A 19,581-nucleotide genomic window follows, 5' to 3' on the forward strand; every position below is an offset into this window, starting at 1 on the left:
GCTTTGTCGAGCATCATGTGCAGAGAAACGCACGATGTCGAGCCAACGAAACCTGCCAACATCCAAATTACGTTTTGGGGGTTCATAATAATAAGTCGCTACGAATGTCAGGTCGCGGCACGTAAGAAATAATTGGCTTCATAGTACCAACAACCGACCTCTTTAACTCGGGATGTTACGAACGCCTCACGCGGGTGTTTCGTGTATGTGAAGAGGTTTGCGGGCAGAATGGGCACGAACGAAACCGGAGGATGCGATGTCGATCACTCGCCGAGGATTTGCGGGACTTCTTAGCGCTGGGATGGTCTTGCCCACAACGCTATGGGCACAGGAAGACCCTGTATATGAGGCCGTGCGTTCAACCGTGTTTGGAGATAATGCGGAATTCGAAGCCGGTATGGAGTTTCTGACCGAGAGAGATAACCCCGATGTTGTCCCTGCGCTTTTGACTTCGATGCGGTTCAGCGGACGTCGCGTACGCGACATCGCCAAAGTCATGGAAGCTTTGACCGGGGAAAACCACGGCACGGATTGGTTCGAATGGATGCTATGGCAGGAACGGAACGCACAGATTGTTCCCCACCCGTCACTCGCGCCCTTCAAACGCGAAGTTCTGTTGGGAATTGATCAGAATTTTGACCTGTTTCTGCGACCTGAGTATCTGAAACGCGACAAAATGAAGATCCGACTGGAAGAGATTTCCTGGGGCGGCGTGGTCAAGGATGGCATCCCGTCACTGGATAATCCCAAACTGATTTCGGCAGCGCAGGCAGATTATCTGAAAGACGATGATTTGGTCTTTGGCGTTTCGATCAACGGAGACGAGCGCGCTTATCCTCTGCGGATCATGGGCTGGCATGAGATGTTCAATGATGTAATCGGTGACGTTCCGGTTGCGCTGGCTTACTGCACACTTTGTGGTTCGGGAATCTTGTTTGAAACGCAGGTCGCAGGGCGACGGAAACCCTTGATCTTTGGTTCATCCGGTTTCCTTTATCGTTCAAATAAGTTGATGTTCGATCGTGAAACGCATTCGCTCTGGAACCAGTATACCGGCAAACCTGTTGTAGGCCCGCTGGCAGAAAGTGGGATCGAGCTTAGGCAGCGCCCGGTGGTGATTACACGTTGGGATAGCTGGAAAGCTTCACATCCCAATACCCGGGTTCTGTCGCTGAACACTGGTTATCGACGCAACTATGGATCCGGTGTCGTGTATCGTGACTATTTTGCCTCGCCTGATCTGATGTTCCCTGCGCTGGTCGATCAATCCAAGCATCGACAAAAAGACTATGTGTTTGCCGTTCGCCAATTTGGCGCAGCGCGGGCCTGGCCTCTGGATGCGTTTAAGGGCAAACCGGTCATCAATGATGTAATCGGCGGGCGGAACCTGATGCTGATGGGCGATCCAGACAAACGCAGCGTGCGCGCGTACGAACGTGGTCCGCATCAGTTCCGTGCAACACCGAACGGCGGGTTGCTCGACGAAGCAGGGACCAAATGGACCGTCACCGAAGAGGCGCTGGTCTCCCCGAATGGTACGCAATTGCCGCGGGTAGCCGGGCATATTTCCTACTGGTTTGCCTGGGATAACTATCTGGGTGATGCAGCCAGCGTTTATGACGGCTGATCAAGAGTGTTCTTCGGCCGCTGTCGCGGCCAGTGCGCGGTTATATGCCTTGAGTGCGTCGACGTGATAGAGCGCTCCGACAGGATCCTCACACCCCTCTTCGTCGACTATGACAACCGGGATACAGGGGATGTCGTCGCGATCAAAATAGGGCATGGCAGCCTCGAGCGTGGCGCTGGCCTTGACGCAAAGCCCTTGTTCGATCAGCGCCTGCGCTTCTTCTTTCGTTATTGAGCGGGTGCCACCAAGCGGTCGCATCACGGTGCCGGCCCGCAGCATGGCCAGCAAATAGGCCTGAGGCCCGGCGGCCAAATGCACATTGCGACGTTCCAGCTGTGTCAGGAAGAACGACCGATCCACCAGACGCGAGGCCAGCGCTGTGGACATCGAGACCGAAACCATCACGGCGAGGCCGATCTGCCAATCTCCGGTCAATTCAAAAACGATAAGCGTTGTCGAGATCGGAGCACCCAAAACCGCCGCAGCAACGGCACCCATCCCGGCAAAGGCATAAAGCGTATGAGTTCCCGACACGTCGGGTAGCAGGCCGGTGGCGATCAGACCAAAAGCCAACCCGGTCAGCGCCCCAATCATCAGTGAAGGGGAAAAGACTCCACCCCCCATGCGCCCACCCATGGTGATGGCAACTGCAACTGTTTTCACAACGGCCAACACAATTGCCGCAGTTAGCACTATGTCACCTGTCAGGGCGCGTATTGTCGTTTCATAACCCACGCCGATGATATGGGGGAACCAGATCGCCAATAGACCCAGCATCGCACCAGACACTGCCGGGCGCAGCCAGCCTGGTAGCGATAATCGATTTTGGATGTGTGTGCCGATATCTTCAGCAAAAAAAATCGAGCGCATCAGCAGCAACGATACCAACCCACAGATCAGTCCGAGGATCAGAAAGGCAGGCAATTCGACATAAAACTGCAGCGAACCGGGCGTGTCCAACGTAAACTCGGTCACGTCGCCATATGCCAGACGGTTGATCACTGTACCTGCGACCGATGCGATAACGATAGGGGCAAAGGCATGCACGGCGAAATGGCGCAGCACAACTTCAAGCGCGAACAGCGCTCCTGCAATTGGGGCATTAAAGCTGGCTGAGACAGCGGCAGCCACAGCACAGCCTAAAAGATCACGCCCAGTGATCCCATCTGCGCGAATACGGTCGCTGACCCAGGTCGAAATAACCCCTGCCATATGCACGACTGGCCCCTCTCGGCCCGTCGAGCCACCCGAGCTTAGCGTGATCAACGAGGCAATGAATGATGCGATACCGGCCTTTTTCTCGACGCGCCCATCAGTTATGGCCGATCCCTCAATCACATCCGCGACTGAACGTACCCGTCCATCATCTGTAAATCGGTTTAATAGAACCCCGACAACCAATCCGCCTATGACGGGTGTGATGAATATCCAGAACCAGTGCAGTTTCTCAGCATGGCTATGAAGGAAAAGAATGTTGTCAGTGCTATAGAGATAGGCTTGCAGCGACGCGATGGACATGCGGAACCCCAGCGCCATGAAACCAGCAGCAATCCCGATGATCAGCGCGATAAACCAGAATTGTATCTGGCTGGGACCACGATGGAGCATCACGCGCCAAGCATCTTTCAGGGCCGACAGCGCCTGATTGAATTGATTACGCAGCACAGTGCGGGTGGACTGGGTCATTGGCCCTCATGGGGATCGCGTAAGAATGGTCGCTGACCTTTAGTAAGCGACGTGGAGCGCAGAGAAAAGTCGGTTCACGGTGGTTTGTTTACAGTCGTTGCGCGTTAAGCCTCAAGCAGGGCACGGGCTGCAGCGCGCGCCTCATCCGTAATTGTGTCACCCGCGACCATGCGCGCAATCTCATCAATGCGATCAGGAACGGACAATGGGGTCACGGTTGACAGGGTCTGATCCCCTGCCACCTGCTTCTGCACCCGCCAATGATGTGCTGCGCGGGCAGCGACCTGCGGCGAATGCGTCACCACCAGCACCTGCCCGCCATGGGCCAGCGACGCCAGACGCCGCCCGACCGCATTAGCGGTGGCTCCGCCAACGCCCCGGTCGATCTCATCAAAGATCATTGTGCGGGCACTATCCTCGCCGGTCAGGCAAACCTTGAGTGCCAGCAGAAAGCGGCTGAGTTCCCCGCCCGAAGCGATCTTATTAAGTGGCCCTGAGGGCGCGCCGGGATTCGTGGCGACGGTAAAGGCTACTGCATCGATGCCGTCGGGACCGGGATCGCCGGGCGCAATCTCGGTCTGGAAAACCGCGCGTTCCATTTTCAACGGCGCAAGTTCCCCCATGACCGCTTTGTCGAGCGCTCTGGCTGCAGATTGCCTTAAAGAACTAAGAGCTTCAGCTGCCTTGTCATAAGTCGCCTGTGCAGCGGCAACGGCAGCGCGCTTATCGCTGATATCTGCATCGCTGGCGTCTAACCGGTTTAGACGGTCGCGCAGCGTATCAGCGAAGGGACCCAATTCGTCTGGTGCCACATCGTGTTTTCGGGCCAATGCGCGGATCGCAAAGAGTCGCTCTTCGATCTGCTCCAGCTCCGAGGGGTTAAACTCAAGCACTTGCAGGCAGGAATTCACACCATCCTGCGCCTCACCCAATTCGATTAGGGCACGGCCAAGCGCAGCGATGGGTTCTTCTAACTGCCCCTCCGCATGGTCCGAGACACCTTCCAGCCAGCGCACTGCGTCGGCCATGGCGCCTTCGGCCCCATCTCCGCCCATCAACGCAAAAGCGCGGGCTACGTCATCGCGGATGCGCTCGGCCCCCTGCATCATACGGCGGCGAGCGTCGAGGTCGGCATCTTCACCCGGCTGCGGATCTAGCTTGTCCAACTCAGCCACGGAATGACGCAAGAACTCTTCCTCCGCGCGCATGGAGGTCAGCGCAGCTTCGGTCTGAGCCAACACTTTTCGAGCAGCGGACATTTGACCCCAGGCGGAGCGAACAGCGGCTAGTTTGTCCTCTGCCTCTGCATACGCATCCAGCATTGCGCGATGACCACGCGGATTCAGCAAGCCCCGGTCATCATGTTGGCCATGCAACTCGATCAGGGTTCCTGACAAAGCCCGCAACACCTCACCCGAGCAACGACGATCGTTGACCCAAGCAGTCTTACGTCCCTCAGCCGTATTGACCCGACGCAGGATCAACTCCTCGCCCCCAGGCAAACCGGCGTCTGCCAACACGGCATGGGCAGGATGGCCTTCAGGTAACTCGAACTCAGCGACAACCTCACCTTGTTCAGCGCCTTGACGGACCAGTTCAGCCCGCCCGCGCCAACCCAATACAAAACCCAAAGAGTCCAGAAGGATCGACTTGCCTGCCCCGGTTTCACCGGTCAAAGCGTTCAAGCCCGGCTGGAACGTCAGCTCCAACCGGTCGATGATCAGCATGTCGCGGATATCAAGGGCGCGCAGCATCGGGTCTTAGCGTCCCACGCCTTTAGCCATCGCGTTTACAACCACTCACCTTTGATGGTCTGGCGATAGATCGTGCTGAGCCAGTTATTGCCTCGGCTCTTCAGATCCAGCCCGCGTGAGGTCAACAGTGTGTAACCTGCATCGTACCATTCAGAGGATTGATAGTTGTAACCCAGAATTGCTCCGGCGGATTGCGCTTCATCTACCAGACCCAGTGCCAAGTAGGCCTCGATCAGACGATACAGCGCCTCAGCAGTGTGCGAGGTGGTTTGGAAGTCTTCCACCACAACACGGAATCGGTTGATGGCCGCAGTAAAGTGGTCCTGACGCAGGTAATAGCGCCCGATCTCCATTTCTTTTCCGGCCAAATGGTCAAAGGCCAAATCAAACTTGAGAACGGCAGAAGTGGCATATTCGCTATCAGGGTAGACTTCGATCACCGTACGCAAGGCCTGCAGCGCCTGAAAGGTCAGGCCCTGATCGCGACCAACCTCATCGATCTGGTCATAGTAGCTGAGCGCCAGAAGATATTGCGCATACGCCGCATCTTCGTCGGTTGGATAAAAATCGATGTATCGCTGTGCAGCGGCGCGGCTTTCTTCGTAGTTTTGATCCGAATGAAAGGAAAACGCCTGCATGATCAGAGCTCGCTTGGCCCAGTCGGAATAAGGATAAAGCCGCTCGACCTCAGAGAAATACCACGCGGCGTCGTCAGAACGGTTCTGAGACAGCTCATATTCACCACGGGTATAAATCTGCTCTGGTGTGAAACCTTCGAGGTTCTGGTTGCGGTCAGCGCCCTTTTTGCTGAAAAGGCCTCCGTCCCCGCACGCCGTCAAAGATGCTGCCAGAAGAATCGCCGCTGCGAATCTGACTGCCGCTTTGGTGCCAACCATTCCGCCCATCCTTGTCGTTAACTTAGCGGGATTTATCCCTGATCGGACCTCGGTCTAGCACATAAAATTCCAGTGCAAAACGCCTTATCCACCCTATTGACGCAAATGTCGCCAGAGTTGACCGGGTCACGCAACTTGTGGAATTTCACTCCGCACCAGACCCTGACCCGGCAAGCGTGCGGTTTGTTCAGGCGTGCATAGGATCGGGCGCACCGCACCAGGTGTCTCGAACAGCTTGCGCAGCAGCGTGTTGGTCATAGAATGACCCGACTTTTCACCGGTAAAGCGACCCAGGATCGGACCGCCTGCCAGATAAAGATCACCCAAGGCATCCAGCATCTTGTGACGCACGGCCTCATCATCGTGGCGGAAACCACCCGGCGTCAGAACTTCATCACCTTGCACAACGACCGCGTTTTCCAGCGTTCCACCCAACGCCAGACCGTTCTCGCGCATCGCCTCAACATCCGTACGGCGGCAGAAAGTGCGGCTGTCGCACAATTCTCTCGCAAAGGACCCGTTGCGCATATCCAGAACTTTGGTCTGACTGCCAATAGCGTGATCTTCAAAATCAATGTGGAATTCGATCTCAAGCCCGTCGGCAGGAACGATCGACGCGCTTGCGCCCTCGCGCGAAACGGTGATCGGTTTGAGAACTTCGTAGGCCAGCACGGGGCTCGCCTGACGACGCACACCTTTAGCCATGATACCGCGAACGAACTCGATGGACGAGCCATCCATGATCGGAACCTCGGGACCGTCAATCTCGATCAGAGCGTTATGTATGCCGCACCCGGCGAGTGCCGCCATGATATGCTCAACGGTCGACACCGAAACATCCGCTTCGTTCACGAGACGGGTGCAAAGCGGCGTACGTTCGACGACATCGTAGATCGCGGGAATCATCGCATTGCCCAGCTCGATATCAATCCGTTTGAACCAGATTCCATGACCTGCGGCCGCAGGCTTCAGAACCATCGTCGCAGGCTTGCCGCTATGCAGCCCAGTGCCCGTAAACGTGACTGAAGATTTGAGCGTATGTTGCAATGTGAGCCTCGGTGAATTGTGTCCAGCCTGCCAGGGGCTGTGTTGCACCCTCAACTAAGGAAGGGGGCGTCAAGGCTCAACTCACTCTTTGCAACCGAATGAAACATGATTGTTACACATCGGCAAATCCCTGCTTACATGGGTTTAATACCTTGTGTTTCAACAGAAAAGGGCCGCATGTTTGCGGCCCTTTGAAACGATTTTGTTACCGCGATCAGTTGGCTTGACGCCGCAGGAAGGCCGGAATTTCGATGCGCTCCTGGTCTGGATCAACCTCATCCTGCGCAGGTGCCGTGGCGTCAACCGACCGCATAGCAGGCTGTTGGCGCACCGGTTGCGCAGGCGTATCGGCCGCATGACCAGTCATACGATCGATCAGTCGGTTAAATCCAAAACGCGGACGATCCTCGGCTGCCTGCTGCGGCTGTGGAGCAGGTTCACGAGGGGCTGCAGCCGTTGGACGTAGCCGGTTATGCGGTACCTTCTGTACGGCTGCCTGCAATCGCTGCATCGCTTCTGGCGACGGAGTGCCGGGGGTCGGAGCACGCTGATCGACGTAAGCCTCGGGGGTTTCTTCCACTTCTGGCTGCGGCTCGAATTGTGCCACTTGTGGCTGATAGGCAGGCGGAGGCAGCCCGTCATCATCCTGTTCAGCCGCGGGCTGTTCGACTTGCCAGCCCTCGTTGAACTCAACGTCTTCGATGGATTCAAACAGCGTCGGAGCAATGTTGTCCTCTTCTGCTGCCGGGGCGCCGGCAACCGGCTCCTGCGGCTGCTCTTCCGCTGAAACCGTGCGGGTCAGCGGAGCCGACATCGAACGGCGTGCGACTGGCACGTCGTCGGTTTTTTCGCTGGCATCAATACCCGTCGCAACAACAGACACGCGCATGCCACCTTCCATCTCGGTATCGAGGGTCGAACCGACGATAATGTTGGCCTCGGGATCCACTTCCTCGCGGATGCGGTTGGCGGCCTCGTCCAATTCGAACAGGGTCAGGTCGTGCGAACCAGTGATGTTGATCAGAACGCCCTTCGCGCCCTTGAGGCTGATTTCGTCCAGCAGCGGGTTGGCAATGGCCTTCTCGGCGGCCTGAATGGCGCGGTCTTCACCAGTGGCTTCACCCGTACCCATCATCGCCTTGCCCATCTCATCCATCACAGCGCGGACGTCGGCAAAGTCGAGGTTGATCAAACCCGGACGCACCATCAGGTCGGTCACGCCCTTGACGCCCTGATACAGAACGTCATCCGCCATCGAGAACGCTTCAGTAAACGTGGTCTTTTCATTGGCCAGACGGAACAGGTTCTGGTTCGGGATGATGATCAGTGTGTCGACAACTTGCTGCAATGCGTCAACGCCGTCTTCGGCCTGACGCATCCGCTTGGCCCCTTCGAACTGGAAGGGTTTAGTCACAACACCAACGGTCAGAACACCCAGTTCTCGCGCAGCCTGTGCTATGATCGGGGCCGCCCCGGTACCGGTCCCGCCGCCCATACCTGCAGTGATAAAGCACATATGTGCCCCTGCCAGGTGGTCAACGATCTGTTCGATGCTTTCTTCGGCAGCCGCGGCTCCCACGGTCGGGCGTGCCCCCGCACCCAGCCCTTCTGTGACTTTGACACCCAGTTGCACCCGCGCTGATGAGCGGCTTTGCTGCAACGCCTGCGCGTCTGTATTGGCGACGACAAATTCGACGCCGTCCAACTGCTTTTCAATCATATTGTCGACAGCATTGCCCCCAGCGCCACCAACGCCAAATACGGTAATCCGAGGCTTGAGTTCGTCGTGCCCGGGCATCGAAAGATTTAATGTCATGCTCTGTCCGCCTGTTTTATATGTTGCCGCAAAATGCGGTTTATTCTGACCTATCCACAATTGATTTTACTGTGTCATTTCGGAAACGTCACCAGAAAAATCGCCAGATTCCACAAAATATGGAGGAAATAAGGCAACAAACTGCCGCATTTCGCTGCAACCGCGATATGTTGCGGCAAATGGTTCATGTACCACTACGTACGGAAAACCACACCCGCCCTACGGGGGTGCGAAACTCGTTGATCATTCAATATGGTCGCGGAAAACTGCTCAACGTCCTGCCGCTAGGCCTCTTTCGGGCCTTGTGGATATCTTGCGGGATTCTGGCACGGGCTGCAACCGATTTCTTTAGCCTACTGGAGTACTTGGGCAGTTTAGACTGTCGTCTGTAACACTTCGGACTTCTTGCGTTTCGCTCCCTACAAAACGCGCGAGACGCACCATCAGCCGGTCATCATGAAGGAAGGGCCACCAGCAAACTGGTACGCCATCGGGCGCATCATCATAGAGAAAGCAAATCTGGCCGTTTGGCGTGGTGATCTGACCATAAACGCATCCCCGCCCCTCCATCCGCCAGACAGAGAGAGTCGGGCTCAGGAACTCTTCGGTTCCGACCAGCATACCGCTGCGGATTTCGTGAAAGGTGATCGTTTTACCTACAACAGCGTTCAGAAACGCCTCAGGCGTGATCAGTGTCTGGGTCTCTGCGACGGTGGGTAAGAACGCCGCGCAGAGCGCCACCCGGCGCAGTTGTTTACCAATTGTCACGGAACCAGCGCACAGCACGTTTGAACGGGCGCGCAGCGTAGGTGTCAACCGGGATTTCAAAGTCCCACCATTCGTCCTGTGGATGCGCAGCAAACAGGCTAAGCCCAACCGCCGAGGAAAAGCCCGGCCCCGTCGCCGATTGCGGCAAACCATGGACGCGCAGCGGGCGACCCAAACGAACACGCTGGCCCAGAATACGACTGGCCAACCCGTCGAGTCCCATGATCTGGCTGCCACCGCCAGTCAGAACGATTTGCTGGCTGGGCAGGTGATCAAATCCCGCTGCATCCAGGCGGGTGCGGACTTCTTCGAGGATTTCTTCGACGCGTGGTCGCATAATGCCGATTAATTCGGCACGGCTGACGGTGCGACGGTCATGCTCCCAATCACCGGTGTCGCCGCCAATATCGATCAGGTCGCGGTCGTCAGCACCCGTTGCATGAACGCCGCCGTTAAAGGTCTTGATCCGTTCGGCCACTGCTGCAGGCACTCCAAGGCCCATTGAGATATCGCTGGTCACGTGATCGCCGCCCATGCGCACGCAATCGGCATAGATCATATGTTTCTTCATGAAGATTGAGATGCTGGTGGTGCCGCCGCCCATGTCGATACAGGCGGCACCCAATTCCTGTTCGTCCTCGACCAATGCCGAAATGCCCGAAACGTAGGCTGAGTTAGCGATCCCCGCCAATTCCAGATCACAGCGCTTGATACAGCGAACGATGTTCTGGATCGCGACCGCATCGACGGTCAGCATGTGCATATCCACTGCAAGACTTTGACCTAACTGTCCACGCGGGTCGATCAGCCCCGAACGGTTGTCCAGTGCAAAATTCACCGGTTGGGCATGCAACACTTCGCGTCCTTCGCCATAATCCGGCACATCACAGGCATTCAGCACGCGCCCCACCTCGGCCTCGGTGACCAGCTGGCCTTCCAGATCGACCTGTGCGTCCAGACCGTATGAGCGTGGATTGGCCCCTGAGAAGGAAGCGATGACGTGATCAACACGGATATCGGCCATTTTCTGCGCCGCCTGCAGGGCGGTGCGGATGGCGCGCTCGGTTTCTTGCATCGCGGTAACTTCGCCGAACTGCACCCCGCGTGAGCGAGTAGTCGCGGCACCAATCACCCGAAACCCGGTCTGACCCGCCATGGAGCCAATCGAATTGTCCTCGGACAACCGCCCCGTCCCGTCGAAGCGCAGGACTAGGCAGGCGATTTTGGAGCTGCCCACATCCAAAATGGCGACTACGCCGCGTTGCATTGCCTGCCGGCGCATCTGCCGCATAGCCCGTTGGGACTGATAAAGATCGGTCATCATGGTCGTTACTGCCCGCTACTCACATCTACTTTTGTGTTCCACCAGTCTTCGCTGGCTGTTTTGTTCATTCGGATGGTTGGTCGCTGGCCAAGGCGCATATCGACCGCAGCCACATCGCGTTCCAGAAGGTCCTGCACCTCGTTTACTGCCAGTACGCGTTCCAGTGCACGCGCAGGTCGCTCGGTTGGCAACATGATGCGCTGGTTGCGATCCAACACCAGATCCCAGCGGCGTTCACCAACACGCACGAGCCCCCGGACCCGCTCGCCCAAACTGCGGGCGGTTGTCAGAATCTGCAGCGCTTCGGGCACATGCTTGTCCGCGCCTTTCCCGGCAATCAAAGGCAAGTTTGCGTGATCAGCACGCGCCGCAATCATATCCACGTGGGCACCGGTTTCATCCAGTAGCTCGATCCCGTCACGCGTACGCCAGACGATGACCGGCTGACGTTCAACTATGTCCACCTGTAAGATACCGCCGGGGCGAATGCGCACAGTTGCCGACTTCACCGGATCGAGCCCAGTGATGGTGTCGCGGATCATCTCGACATCCAGGTCCCAGGAACTGAGCGGGAAATCGAGAGGTACAACCTCGCGGATATCTTCCGATAGCGCGGTCCCCGCACCGTCGATGGCCATCAGGTTGACCATGAATTCCGGACGTTCCTGAATCGAGGTCTTGATGCTGATGACATAGGCACTGACGGCCTCGCGGCGTTCTTCAGCGGCAAAGAAGCCTCCGACCAATCCGACGACCGCCAGAACCGGTAGACCAATCTTCACCCCGCGCCGGATGCCGGGGGTGAGCATCCAGCGCTGAAAACGGTAGCTGAGGCGCGAAGGCGCAGGATCAGACAAGCGTCCGCGACCAAAGAATCGGGTGCCTCGCAAGCGCAGTTTGGGTTCAGCTTCGGATTCCGACTTTGGAGCAGCACCAAAATCCGCATCTGGCCCCGCCAGCGGTTTGGTCCGGTGGATCACTGGCGTGCGGGTGGCGGTCAGCGGTCGCATGAGGCGTCCTCCACCATCCAGGCGCAAAGCTCGCCGAATGTCATGCCCAGATGCGCGGCTTGTTCGGGCACCAGCGAGGTTGGCGTCATGCCGGGCTGCGTGTTGGTTTCCAGCAGGAACAGGCCATCCGCACCCATGCTGTCATCCCAGCGATAATCGGTACGGGATACGCCGCGACAACCCAGTGCATTATGGGCTTTCAGCGCGTAGTCCATGCAGCGGTCAAAGATATCCTGCGGGATGTCGGCGGGCAGCACGTGCCACGAGCCGCCGGGTTTGTACTTGGCGTCATAGTCGTACCAGCCACCATCGGTCATGATTTCGGTTACCGTCAAGGCGCGGTCGCCCATCACCGTCACGGTCAGTTCACGGCCTGCGACGTATTTCTCAACCATCACCTGATCGGGCATCGCCGCGTCCAGTTGCGGCGGGCCGTTGGCATTTTCGTGCACGATATAAATGCCGACGCTAGAACCTTCGTTGTTGGGCTTGGCCACATAGGGTGGTTCCATCACGTGGACTTCGACCACTTCGACCTTGGGCACGATCACGCTGGGCACAACAGGCAGACCCTCGGCCTGATAAACCTCTTTACTGCGCTGTTTGTCCATCGCCAAAGCCGAGGCCAGCACGCCGGAATGCGTGTAGGGAATGCGCATCCATTCCAGTAGACCCTGCACACAGCCATCCTCGCCCCAGCGGCCATGCAGGGCGTTGAAAACTACATCTGGCTTGATCTCCAGAAGGCGCGCGTAGAGGTCGGGACCCGCGTCCAGTTCGACCACTTCAAAGCCTTCTCCCACAAGGGCGGCTGCGCATTCGCGCCCAGAGCTGAGAGACACCTCGCGTTCCGCCGAGGGGCCGCCCATCAATACCGCCACTTTGGGGTTTGTCCTGCTCGACATACCCAATGTGCGCCTCAATGTCCCCGGACCTTATGTAGTGGTCCGTATTGCGTTTATGCCTTTGATCCGTCGCCTGAATTTGCCTGTTTTGGTCTGACGGTTGGGGCTATATTATTTCAGCGGATCACCGACCCGCATGATTTCCCACTCTAGCGTGATGCCGCTTGTTTCGTAAACCTTTTTTCTGACTTCTTCGCCCAGTCCCTCGAGGTCAGCGGCAGTCGCGTCACCGGTATTGATCAGGAAATTCGAGTGCTTGGGGCTCATTTGCGCGCCGCCTTTGGTAGCGCCGCGCATGCCCGCGTTGTCGATCACCTTCCACGCCTTGAGGTCGTGCACATCATCTTCGCGCCCGGTCGAAGAAAACCCAGCCGGGTTGCGGAAGGTCGAACCAGCGCTTCTGTCCTTGGTTGGCTGCGTTTCGTCGCGCTTCTTAAGCTGCGCTTCCATGCGGGCGTGCAGCTCGGCCGGATCGCCCGAGAGGGCTTGGAAGGTGGCTGAAACCAGCACCGCACCTTCGGGCAGATCGGACTGACGGTAGCGGAAGTTGAAGTCATCGGAACTGAGTTCGACAAGTTCGCCCTGCCGTGTGACGATGGTGGCTTTTTGCAGCACATCCGCCGTGTAGCTGCCATAGCAACCCGCGTTCATGCGCACCGCCCCGCCGATAGAGCCGGGGATCGTGCGCAGAAATGTCAGGTCAACGCCTGCATCTGCAGCCTTCCGCGCCACATGGGCATCCAGCGCCGCCGCGCCTGCAGTGACGGTGTTGCCGTCGACTGAGATACCGTTGAACCCACGCCCCAAACGGATCACCACGGCACGCAGGCCGCCATCCCGTACAATTAGGTTTGATCCGACACCCATGGGAAAAACCGGAACGTCTGCGGGCAGGGCGCGCAAAAAGGCCTGCAGGTCTTCGGTATCGGCAGGCTGAAACAAATAATCAGCAGGCCCACCAACGCGAAGCCAAGTCAAATCATTGAGCGCACGCGCCTCGGTCAGGCGACCTCGGACCACGGGTAGATCGGTCATGCATTTGTCCTAGCTGAAAGGCTGCGTCCTCCAACGCCCCCCATAATGACGGCAAACAGGAACGGTAGGACACCACCTGTGAGCCAAACAAATGGGCCAAATGCCTGTTCCTCTTCGCCTGTTTCGACACCAGCCAACATCACGATCAGCACCAATGCCACAGCCGAAGTCAAACCGATCAACCAAATCAGCGCTTTTATACCGATCCAGCGTCCGGCAACAAAACCAGATACGGCACCGAAGATGAGAGAGATCAATGGCAGATAAGCAAAGGTGGCAATGTCGACCATGGAGGCCTCCTGATAAGGTCGGTTACTTGTTGACCGCCTTCATGCCCTGCAATTTCGACTTTGTCCAACGGGTCAGGTATATCACCGGCCAGCGCAAGATCGACATACCCGCAGCCAGCACCACAAGCCCGATCCAGGGACCGCTTTCATAGGTGACATAACCAAGAATCGGAATTCCCACGGCGATCAAGAAATATGCCCGTTTCCAGTGATTATCTTTGCTAGGAAGCATTGCCAATATATTGGCAACAACGCCCCAAAGACCGGCAAGCGCGAGCGACCAACTCATTCCGATACCTCTTTACCTGTCCATTTACGCAAGTAGTAGCGGATCGGGTTGCGGTACATCGAAGCGAAACCGGCAATGGCCATCACACCGATAAACCAGCCATAGTCATATCCCAACCATAGGATTAGGAACGGCGCACTGCCAAATAGCACTACGCCCGGCGGGAACTGCAAACGCATCGGTAGCATTGCGACGATGGTTGAGGCAAAAACCCAGGCGCAGGCGATGATGAGCGAAAGCGACACGAGCCTAACTCGCCTTCGCAATCAATTGGTCAGGCAACCCATTGGCCCAGGCGCTGATGGTCCCGGCACCGAGGCATACAACCATATCCCCCGGTCGGGCCTGTTCGCGGACGAGCCGCACGAGGTCACTTTCATCCAGAATGGCCCGCGCATGGCGGTGGCCGTGACGGATCAGCCCTTCGACCAGTGCGTCGCGGTCCGCCCCTTCGATCGGGTCTTCTCCTGCCGCAAAGACCTCGGCGATGGCGACCACATCGGCATCGTTGAAACAGGTGCAGAAATCATCAAACAGGTCAGACAATCGCGAATACCGGTGCGGCTGGTGGACGGCGATGACGCGGCCCTCGGTAGCTTGGCGCGCAGCCTTGAGAACGGCTGCGATTTCTACTGGATGGTGACCATAATCGTCGATGATGGTGACACCGTTGATCTCTCCGACCTTGGTGAAGCGGCGGTTAACGCCACCGAAATTGGCCAGCGCGTCGCGAATTTCCGAAGCTTTCATCCCCAGATGACGGGCAACGGCCACTGCGGACAGAGCATTCGATACGTTATGATCACCTGGCATCGGCAGGGTGCAGCCTTCGATCACCTTGTCTTCGTAGCGCAAATGGATGTCGAAATGTGCAACGCCACCTTTATAGGTCAAGTTCTCGGCCCGTACATCGGCCTGTGCGTTGAAACCATAGGTGCGCACGCGACGGTCCGAGATGCGTCCGACCAGAGCTTGCACCTCGGCATGATCCGTGCAGCAAACGGCCAGACCATAAAACGGCAGGTTCGAGACAAATTCGTAAAACCCGTCGCGCAGTTGGTCGAAATCGCCCCAATGCTCCATATGCTCGGGGTCGATATTGGTGACGATGGCGATGGTTGCAGGCAGGCGATTGAACGAGCCATCGCTCTCATCCGCTTCAACCACCATCCATTCACCCTGCCCCATGCGCGCGTTGCTGCCATAGGCGTGGATGATGCCGCCATTGATGACGGTGGGATCGAAATCACCCGCAACCATCAGTTCAGCCATCATCGTGGTCGTGGTCGTTTTTCCGTGGGTTCCGGCGATGGCAATATTCGAGCGCAGCCGCATGAGTTCGGCCAGCATGTCGGCGCGGCGCACCACCGGTAGGCCTTGCGCGCGCGCCTCATCCAGTTCCGGGTTCCCCGGTTTGATCGCGGTCGAGACCACGACCACCGCGGCGTTCTGCAGATTCTCGGCACGCTGGCCTTCGAAAATCTCAGCGCCGAGCCCAGCCAGTCGGTCAGTAATCTTCGAGGTCTTCAGATCCGAACCTTGTACCTGGTAGCCAAGGTTCAAAAGCACCTCGGCGATGCCTGACATCCCGATCCCGCCGATACCCACGAAATGGATCGGTCCAACGTCCTGCGGCAGTTTGGTTGCTGGATTCATGAGGTCTCCTTCTGCGCCAGTTGCTCGACAAGGGCGACCAGACGCTCGGTTGCGTCCGGAGCCCCGACCGATAGCGCGGCATGGGCCATTTGCTGTGCGGCTTCGGGGTTGGTGAGAACCGTGGTCATCTGCTCTGTCAGCGCGGGAACGTCAAGGGCGTTTTCGGGGATCATGATCGCCCCACCCGCCTGAACCAACCCGCGCGCATTGGCGGTTTGGTGGTCACCAGCGGCGGTAGCAAGCGGGATCAATATCGACGGACGGCCAATCACCGAAATGTCGGCGATACTGGAGGCACCCGAGCGGCTGACAACCAGCTGCGCATCAGACATGCGACGCGGCACATCGTCAAAAAATGGCTGCACATCGGCGCGGATGCCGTGATCGGAGTAAAAGGCTTTAACCCGCTCGCTATCCTCTTCGCGGGCCTGGTGCGAGACGCGGATATGGTCGCGTACGGCTTCGGGCAACGCCGCAATCGCACCGGGGACCACATCGCTGAGAATACGCGCGCCTTGCGAGCCGCCCATTACAAGCACCGACATCGGGTAATCTCCGGGCGGAATAAAGGGCGCTCCTTCACGTTCCAGTACCGCGCCGCGCACCGGGTTGCCGGTGTGGATACCGTTGGCCCCGGCCGGCAGATCGGTGGGCCAGACACCGCAGGCCACCTGCGCAACCCGAGTTGCAAACACTTTATTCACGCGACCCAGAACACCGTTCTGTTCATGGATCATTCGCGGGATTTTCAACAGCGTTGCTGCGCCCAGCGCCGGGATCGACGGATAGCCTCCAAATCCCACCACAACGTCCGGCTTGTCGCGCATCATCTGCGCCGCCATACCGGTCACACCAGCAGCAATCTTGGGCCCGACCAGCACTTTGGCGGCCAGACCACCGCGGGCAAAGGTTGCCGAGGATGCCTCGACAATTTCAACACCTTCGGGGAACGCACCGGTATAGCGCGCTCCTCGCGGATCGGTGGACAAGCGCACACGCCAGCCTTTGGCCAGCATCGCCTCTGCCAGTGCCTGCGCCGGGAACATGTGTCCTCCGGTGCCACCTGCTGCGATCAGAAGATACGGCATCATCCTCGCCCGCGCAAAATATCACCGAGTTCGCCTTGCGGGCGGGTTCGGGTGAAGGCCAGCAACATGCCGACCGCGATGCCGCCTGCGATCAGCGACGAGCCACCATAGCTTACGAAAGGCAACGTCATGCCTTTTGCAGGCAACAGACGTACAGCAACGCCCATGTTGATCATCGCCTGTACACCGAACATGCAGGCCAGCCCGGTACCCGCCAGGCGAATGAACATGTCGCGTTCGCGCATCAGTCGCAGCAGCGAACGCACGACGATCAACGAATAGAGTGCGATGATGATCAGAACGAGGATCAGACCATACTCCTCTGCCGCCACTGCGATGATGAAATCAGTATGCGCGTCAGGCAGCGACCATTTCACCTGCCCCTCGCCCACGCCAACGCCGAACAATCCACCCTCGCGGATTGCGTTCGTCGCGTAACCAAGCTGCGTGGTCGGGTCGAGTTCCTGATTTAGAAAACCGTCGATACGGCGCGCAAAGTGCTCTGAGTTGGAATAGGCGAACATTCCACCCAAAACCACGGCCCCCGCCATGCCAACCAACAGCAACATCGGAGCGCCCACCACGAAATACATTACCCCCCAACCAAAGAGGATCAGGCAGGCCTGTCCAAAATCGGGTTGCATCACCAACATCGCAACAATGGCCATACACAGCGCGAATGACCATAACCGCCCCGGAGGGCCATTGATTTCCTGCGAAGCAGCCAACAGCCACGCTGCCACGACGACAAATCCGGGCTTGAGAAATTCTGATGGTTGCAGCGAGGCAAAGCCCAGCGAATACCAGCGCACTGCGCCTTTGCCAAAATCCGTGCCAAAGATCGGCAGAAATGCCAGCGCCACGAACGAGACAAGAAAGCCCAAGATCGCCAGACGCCGCACCAGCGTGGGTGACATCATCGAGGTCAGAAGCATCGCAACCAGCGCGAGCCCTCCGAACAGCGCCTGCCGCTCGACATAGTGGAAGGGATCAAATCCGTTGCGCCCCGCGAGCGGCGGAGAAGAGGCCAGCCCAAGCAGAAGCCCTATGACAAACAGGATCAAAACGCAGGACATCGTCCAGCGGTCAATCGTCCGCCACCACTTCGGTAGAATCGGTTCGCCGCGCTGGTCCTGGACCGCGCCATACACCATCTCAGTCATGAGATACCGCCACTATCTGCCTCGTCAACGTCCCGTTTTCGGGATCTGTTCGGGAGTCTACAGTGATTTTTGTTTTCAGACCAGAGGAATGACGGATTAGATTTTCAAAACACTTTTCCCGACATGATGACATCATTGTCAAAAACAGCGCCGCACGCTGGGACCATCTGTCAGGACAACAACGGCTTGTCGTTTTTCACGTGGCGATGGATCAGAGATTGCATTTTCCGACCCTGTTGCGGCACGAGGCGCGCCATCTGAGGCTCGTAGTCTTTGGCAACAATTTCGGGAAACAACTCGGTGATTTCCGCCAGGGCGTCTTTCCCAACGCTTTTTAATGCTTCGGGCCCGGTTAACAGGCTTTCCGATGGTGCGCCTTCAGCGAAGACCACCTCGTGCCTGTCAAAGAGGAGGTGAACATATGTTACGCTCTGCGCCTCCTCATCCACCGAAACCCCAGGCAGCCCCATAAGTTTAATTGCTGGAACCAGGATCTCGTGACTGGAAAACATACGTTCAGCAATGGCTGAGCGCAGCAGCATCCGATGTTGCGGAGAAACGCGCAATGTGCGTTCTGGCAGACCCTCGCCCAACGCACCCTTGGCGATTCTGACGGGGCGCAACTTGGGTTTTATATTCAGGTCAATACTGTCCAGAGTGCACCTTCCGATCCAACGGATGGCCTGAGGTCCATTATCGAGTGTCAGAACAAAATCACCTGCTTCGAGGGTTTCAACCGGTCTCGGGCCAGACGGGGTATCGATCTTAGTCCCCGAAGTGAAACATGGTACAACGGTATCTACATCAATGCTGGGTCCATTATCGACAATCGCCGTGATCGTCAGCGTCGTATTTAACGGCGGAATAGACCCACCGATAAATGCCATGAAATATCCGTCTTCGCTGTCAACTCCGATCGAGTCACCATCGCCGTTGATATCATAGTCAAACAGGCCGATCTGGTAGGTGTTGGTCCCATCTGTCACCGTAACCGTAAAATCCCAGAATATGATTTCGCCGTTATAAGTCTGCGTCGGATCGTTTGAGACTTCGTTGGAATTGCTGTCACCGCTGTAAATCGTACCGTCGGCACCATCTTCGACGGTGATTTGATCATATGCAAAAATCTGGAAAGTTGATCCCACGACGGTTGTTGAAGCGCCTGCGTCGGACAACGTGGTGTTGCTGCGAAACGCACCATAGATATTCGTTGGCATCGGGCGTAAC

18 protein-coding genes are annotated in these 19,581 nt (G+C 57.4%); 1 reads left to right on the forward strand and 17 read right to left on the reverse strand.

Features of this window, described 5'->3' with window-relative positions; all coding sequences use genetic code 11:
- Window positions 1-256 precede the first annotated feature (256 nt).
- On the forward strand, window positions 257-1,627 hold the full coding sequence (locus AC2FI7_RS06970; protein WP_496815684.1) for a DUF3179 domain-containing protein: 1,371 nt from the start codon (window positions 257-259) through the stop codon (window positions 1,625-1,627).
- Here AC2FI7_RS06970 and AC2FI7_RS06975 read toward each other — a convergent pair whose 3' ends face one another.
- From AC2FI7_RS06975 to AC2FI7_RS07055, 17 genes are all read right to left on the reverse strand, one after another.
- The gene (locus AC2FI7_RS06975) at window positions 1,628-3,313 is read right to left on the reverse strand and encodes a chloride channel protein (RefSeq protein ID WP_010442573.1); all 1,686 of its coding nucleotides are present in this window, start codon (window positions 3,311-3,313) and stop codon (window positions 1,628-1,630) included.
- A gap of 104 nt (window positions 3,314-3,417) precedes the next feature.
- Window positions 3,418-5,067 carry a DNA repair protein RecN gene (recN, locus tag AC2FI7_RS06980; protein ID WP_496833299.1) on the reverse strand — a complete coding sequence of 550 codons (1,650 nt, stop codon included), beginning with the start codon at window positions 5,065-5,067 and terminating at the stop codon, window positions 3,418-3,420.
- Window positions 5,068-5,102: 35 nt separating this feature from the next.
- Entirely contained in the window at window positions 5,103-5,963 is an 861-nt protein-coding gene (locus AC2FI7_RS06985) for an outer membrane protein assembly factor BamD (protein ID WP_010442575.1), read from the reverse strand.
- A 126-nt stretch (window positions 5,964-6,089) separates the two neighbouring features.
- On the reverse strand, window positions 6,090-7,010 hold the full coding sequence (lpxC, locus tag AC2FI7_RS06990) for a UDP-3-O-acyl-N-acetylglucosamine deacetylase (RefSeq protein ID WP_029622104.1): 921 nt from the start codon (window positions 7,008-7,010) through the stop codon (window positions 6,090-6,092).
- Window positions 7,011-7,224: 214 nt separating this feature from the next.
- Window positions 7,225-8,826 carry a cell division protein FtsZ gene (gene ftsZ, locus AC2FI7_RS06995; protein WP_496815682.1) on the reverse strand — a complete coding sequence of 534 codons (1,602 nt, stop codon included), beginning with the start codon at window positions 8,824-8,826 and terminating at the stop codon, window positions 7,225-7,227.
- Between the two features lie 348 nt (window positions 8,827-9,174).
- The gene (locus tag AC2FI7_RS07000) at window positions 9,175-9,594 is read right to left on the reverse strand and encodes a hypothetical protein (protein ID WP_010442578.1); all 420 of its coding nucleotides are present in this window, start codon (window positions 9,592-9,594) and stop codon (window positions 9,175-9,177) included.
- Window positions 9,581-10,915, reverse strand: a complete 1,335-nt coding sequence (gene ftsA / locus AC2FI7_RS07005; RefSeq protein WP_010442579.1) for a cell division protein FtsA — start codon at window positions 10,913-10,915, stop codon at window positions 9,581-9,583. The genes AC2FI7_RS07000 and ftsA overlap by 14 nt, the downstream gene beginning before the upstream one ends.
- 8 nt (window positions 10,916-10,923) lie before the next feature.
- Window positions 10,924-11,928, reverse strand: a complete 1,005-nt coding sequence (locus AC2FI7_RS07010) for a cell division protein FtsQ/DivIB (RefSeq protein WP_010442580.1) — start codon at window positions 11,926-11,928, stop codon at window positions 10,924-10,926.
- Window positions 11,916-12,833 carry a D-alanine--D-alanine ligase gene (locus AC2FI7_RS07015; protein WP_010442581.1) on the reverse strand — a complete coding sequence of 306 codons (918 nt, stop codon included), beginning with the start codon at window positions 12,831-12,833 and terminating at the stop codon, window positions 11,916-11,918. Before AC2FI7_RS07015 ends, AC2FI7_RS07010 begins: the two co-directional genes overlap by 13 nt.
- Window positions 12,834-12,944: 111 nt before the next feature.
- Window positions 12,945-13,868, reverse strand: a complete 924-nt coding sequence (gene murB, locus AC2FI7_RS07020; protein WP_010442582.1) for a UDP-N-acetylmuramate dehydrogenase — start codon at window positions 13,866-13,868, stop codon at window positions 12,945-12,947.
- Window positions 13,865-14,158 (reverse strand): hypothetical protein, encoded by a 294-nt coding sequence (locus AC2FI7_RS07025; RefSeq protein ID WP_010442583.1) that lies wholly within the window; start codon window positions 14,156-14,158, stop codon window positions 13,865-13,867. The genes murB and AC2FI7_RS07025 overlap by 4 nt, the downstream gene beginning before the upstream one ends.
- 22 nt (window positions 14,159-14,180) lie before the next feature.
- Entirely contained in the window at window positions 14,181-14,447 is a 267-nt protein-coding gene (locus AC2FI7_RS07030; protein WP_010442584.1) for a DUF2484 family protein, read from the reverse strand.
- A complete protein-coding gene (locus tag AC2FI7_RS07035; RefSeq protein ID WP_010442585.1) occupies window positions 14,444-14,692 on the reverse strand; it encodes a DUF2484 family protein in 249 nt (82 codons plus the stop codon). Before AC2FI7_RS07035 ends, AC2FI7_RS07030 begins: the two co-directional genes overlap by 4 nt.
- Before the next feature lie 4 nt (window positions 14,693-14,696).
- Window positions 14,697-16,103 (reverse strand): UDP-N-acetylmuramate--L-alanine ligase, encoded by a 1,407-nt coding sequence (murC, locus tag AC2FI7_RS07040; protein ID WP_010442586.1) that lies wholly within the window; start codon window positions 16,101-16,103, stop codon window positions 14,697-14,699.
- Window positions 16,100-17,191 carry a UDP-N-acetylglucosamine--N-acetylmuramyl-(pentapeptide) pyrophosphoryl-undecaprenol N-acetylglucosamine transferase gene (locus AC2FI7_RS07045; protein WP_010442587.1) on the reverse strand — a complete coding sequence of 364 codons (1,092 nt, stop codon included), beginning with the start codon at window positions 17,189-17,191 and terminating at the stop codon, window positions 16,100-16,102. Before AC2FI7_RS07045 ends, murC begins: the two co-directional genes overlap by 4 nt.
- Window positions 17,191-18,354, reverse strand: a complete 1,164-nt coding sequence (gene ftsW / locus AC2FI7_RS07050; protein ID WP_010442588.1) for a putative lipid II flippase FtsW — start codon at window positions 18,352-18,354, stop codon at window positions 17,191-17,193. Before ftsW ends, AC2FI7_RS07045 begins: the two co-directional genes overlap by 1 nt.
- A gap of 170 nt (window positions 18,355-18,524) precedes the next feature.
- Window positions 18,525-19,571, reverse strand: coding sequence for a Hint domain-containing protein (locus AC2FI7_RS07055; RefSeq protein ID WP_010442589.1), 1,047 nt, complete (start codon window positions 19,569-19,571; stop codon window positions 18,525-18,527).
- Window positions 19,572-19,581 lie beyond the last annotated feature (10 nt).

It is taken from the genome of Ruegeria sp. YTSA064, assembly GCF_059610325.1.

Excerpts from the sequence above, each read along its gene's own strand:
- AC2FI7_RS06970 (WP_496815684.1), top strand. The coding sequence starts at position 257 with ATGTCGATCACTCGCCGAGGATTTGCGGGACTTCTTAGCGCTGGGATG.
- AC2FI7_RS06975 (WP_010442573.1), bottom strand. The coding sequence starts at position 3,313 with ATGACCCAGTCCACCCGCACTGTGCTGCGTAATCAATTCAATCAGGCG.
- recN (WP_496833299.1), bottom strand. The coding sequence starts at position 5,067 with ATGCTGCGCGCCCTTGATATCCGCGACATGCTGATCATCGACCGGTTG.
- AC2FI7_RS06985 (WP_010442575.1), bottom strand. The coding sequence starts at position 5,963 with ATGGTTGGCACCAAAGCGGCAGTCAGATTCGCAGCGGCGATTCTTCTG.
- ftsZ (WP_496815682.1), bottom strand. The coding sequence starts at position 8,826 with ATGACATTAAATCTTTCGATGCCCGGGCACGACGAACTCAAGCCTCGG.
- ftsA (WP_010442579.1), bottom strand. The coding sequence starts at position 10,915 with ATGACCGATCTTTATCAGTCCCAACGGGCTATGCGGCAGATGCGCCGG.
- AC2FI7_RS07010 (WP_010442580.1), bottom strand. The coding sequence starts at position 11,928 with ATGCGACCGCTGACCGCCACCCGCACGCCAGTGATCCACCGGACCAAA.
- AC2FI7_RS07015 (WP_010442581.1), bottom strand. The coding sequence starts at position 12,833 with ATGTCGAGCAGGACAAACCCCAAAGTGGCGGTATTGATGGGCGGCCCC.
- murB (WP_010442582.1), bottom strand. The coding sequence starts at position 13,868 with ATGACCGATCTACCCGTGGTCCGAGGTCGCCTGACCGAGGCGCGTGCG.
- AC2FI7_RS07025 (WP_010442583.1), bottom strand. The coding sequence starts at position 14,158 with ATGGTCGACATTGCCACCTTTGCTTATCTGCCATTGATCTCTCTCATC.
- AC2FI7_RS07030 (WP_010442584.1), bottom strand. The coding sequence starts at position 14,447 with ATGAGTTGGTCGCTCGCGCTTGCCGGTCTTTGGGGCGTTGTTGCCAAT.
- murC (WP_010442586.1), bottom strand. The coding sequence starts at position 16,103 with ATGAATCCAGCAACCAAACTGCCGCAGGACGTTGGACCGATCCATTTC.
- AC2FI7_RS07045 (WP_010442587.1), bottom strand. The coding sequence starts at position 17,191 with ATGCCGTATCTTCTGATCGCAGCAGGTGGCACCGGAGGACACATGTTC.
- ftsW (WP_010442588.1), bottom strand. The coding sequence starts at position 18,354 with ATGACTGAGATGGTGTATGGCGCGGTCCAGGACCAGCGCGGCGAACCG.
- AC2FI7_RS07055 (WP_010442589.1), bottom strand. The coding sequence starts at position 19,571 with ATGCCAACGAATATCTATGGTGCGTTTCGCAGCAACACCACGTTGTCC.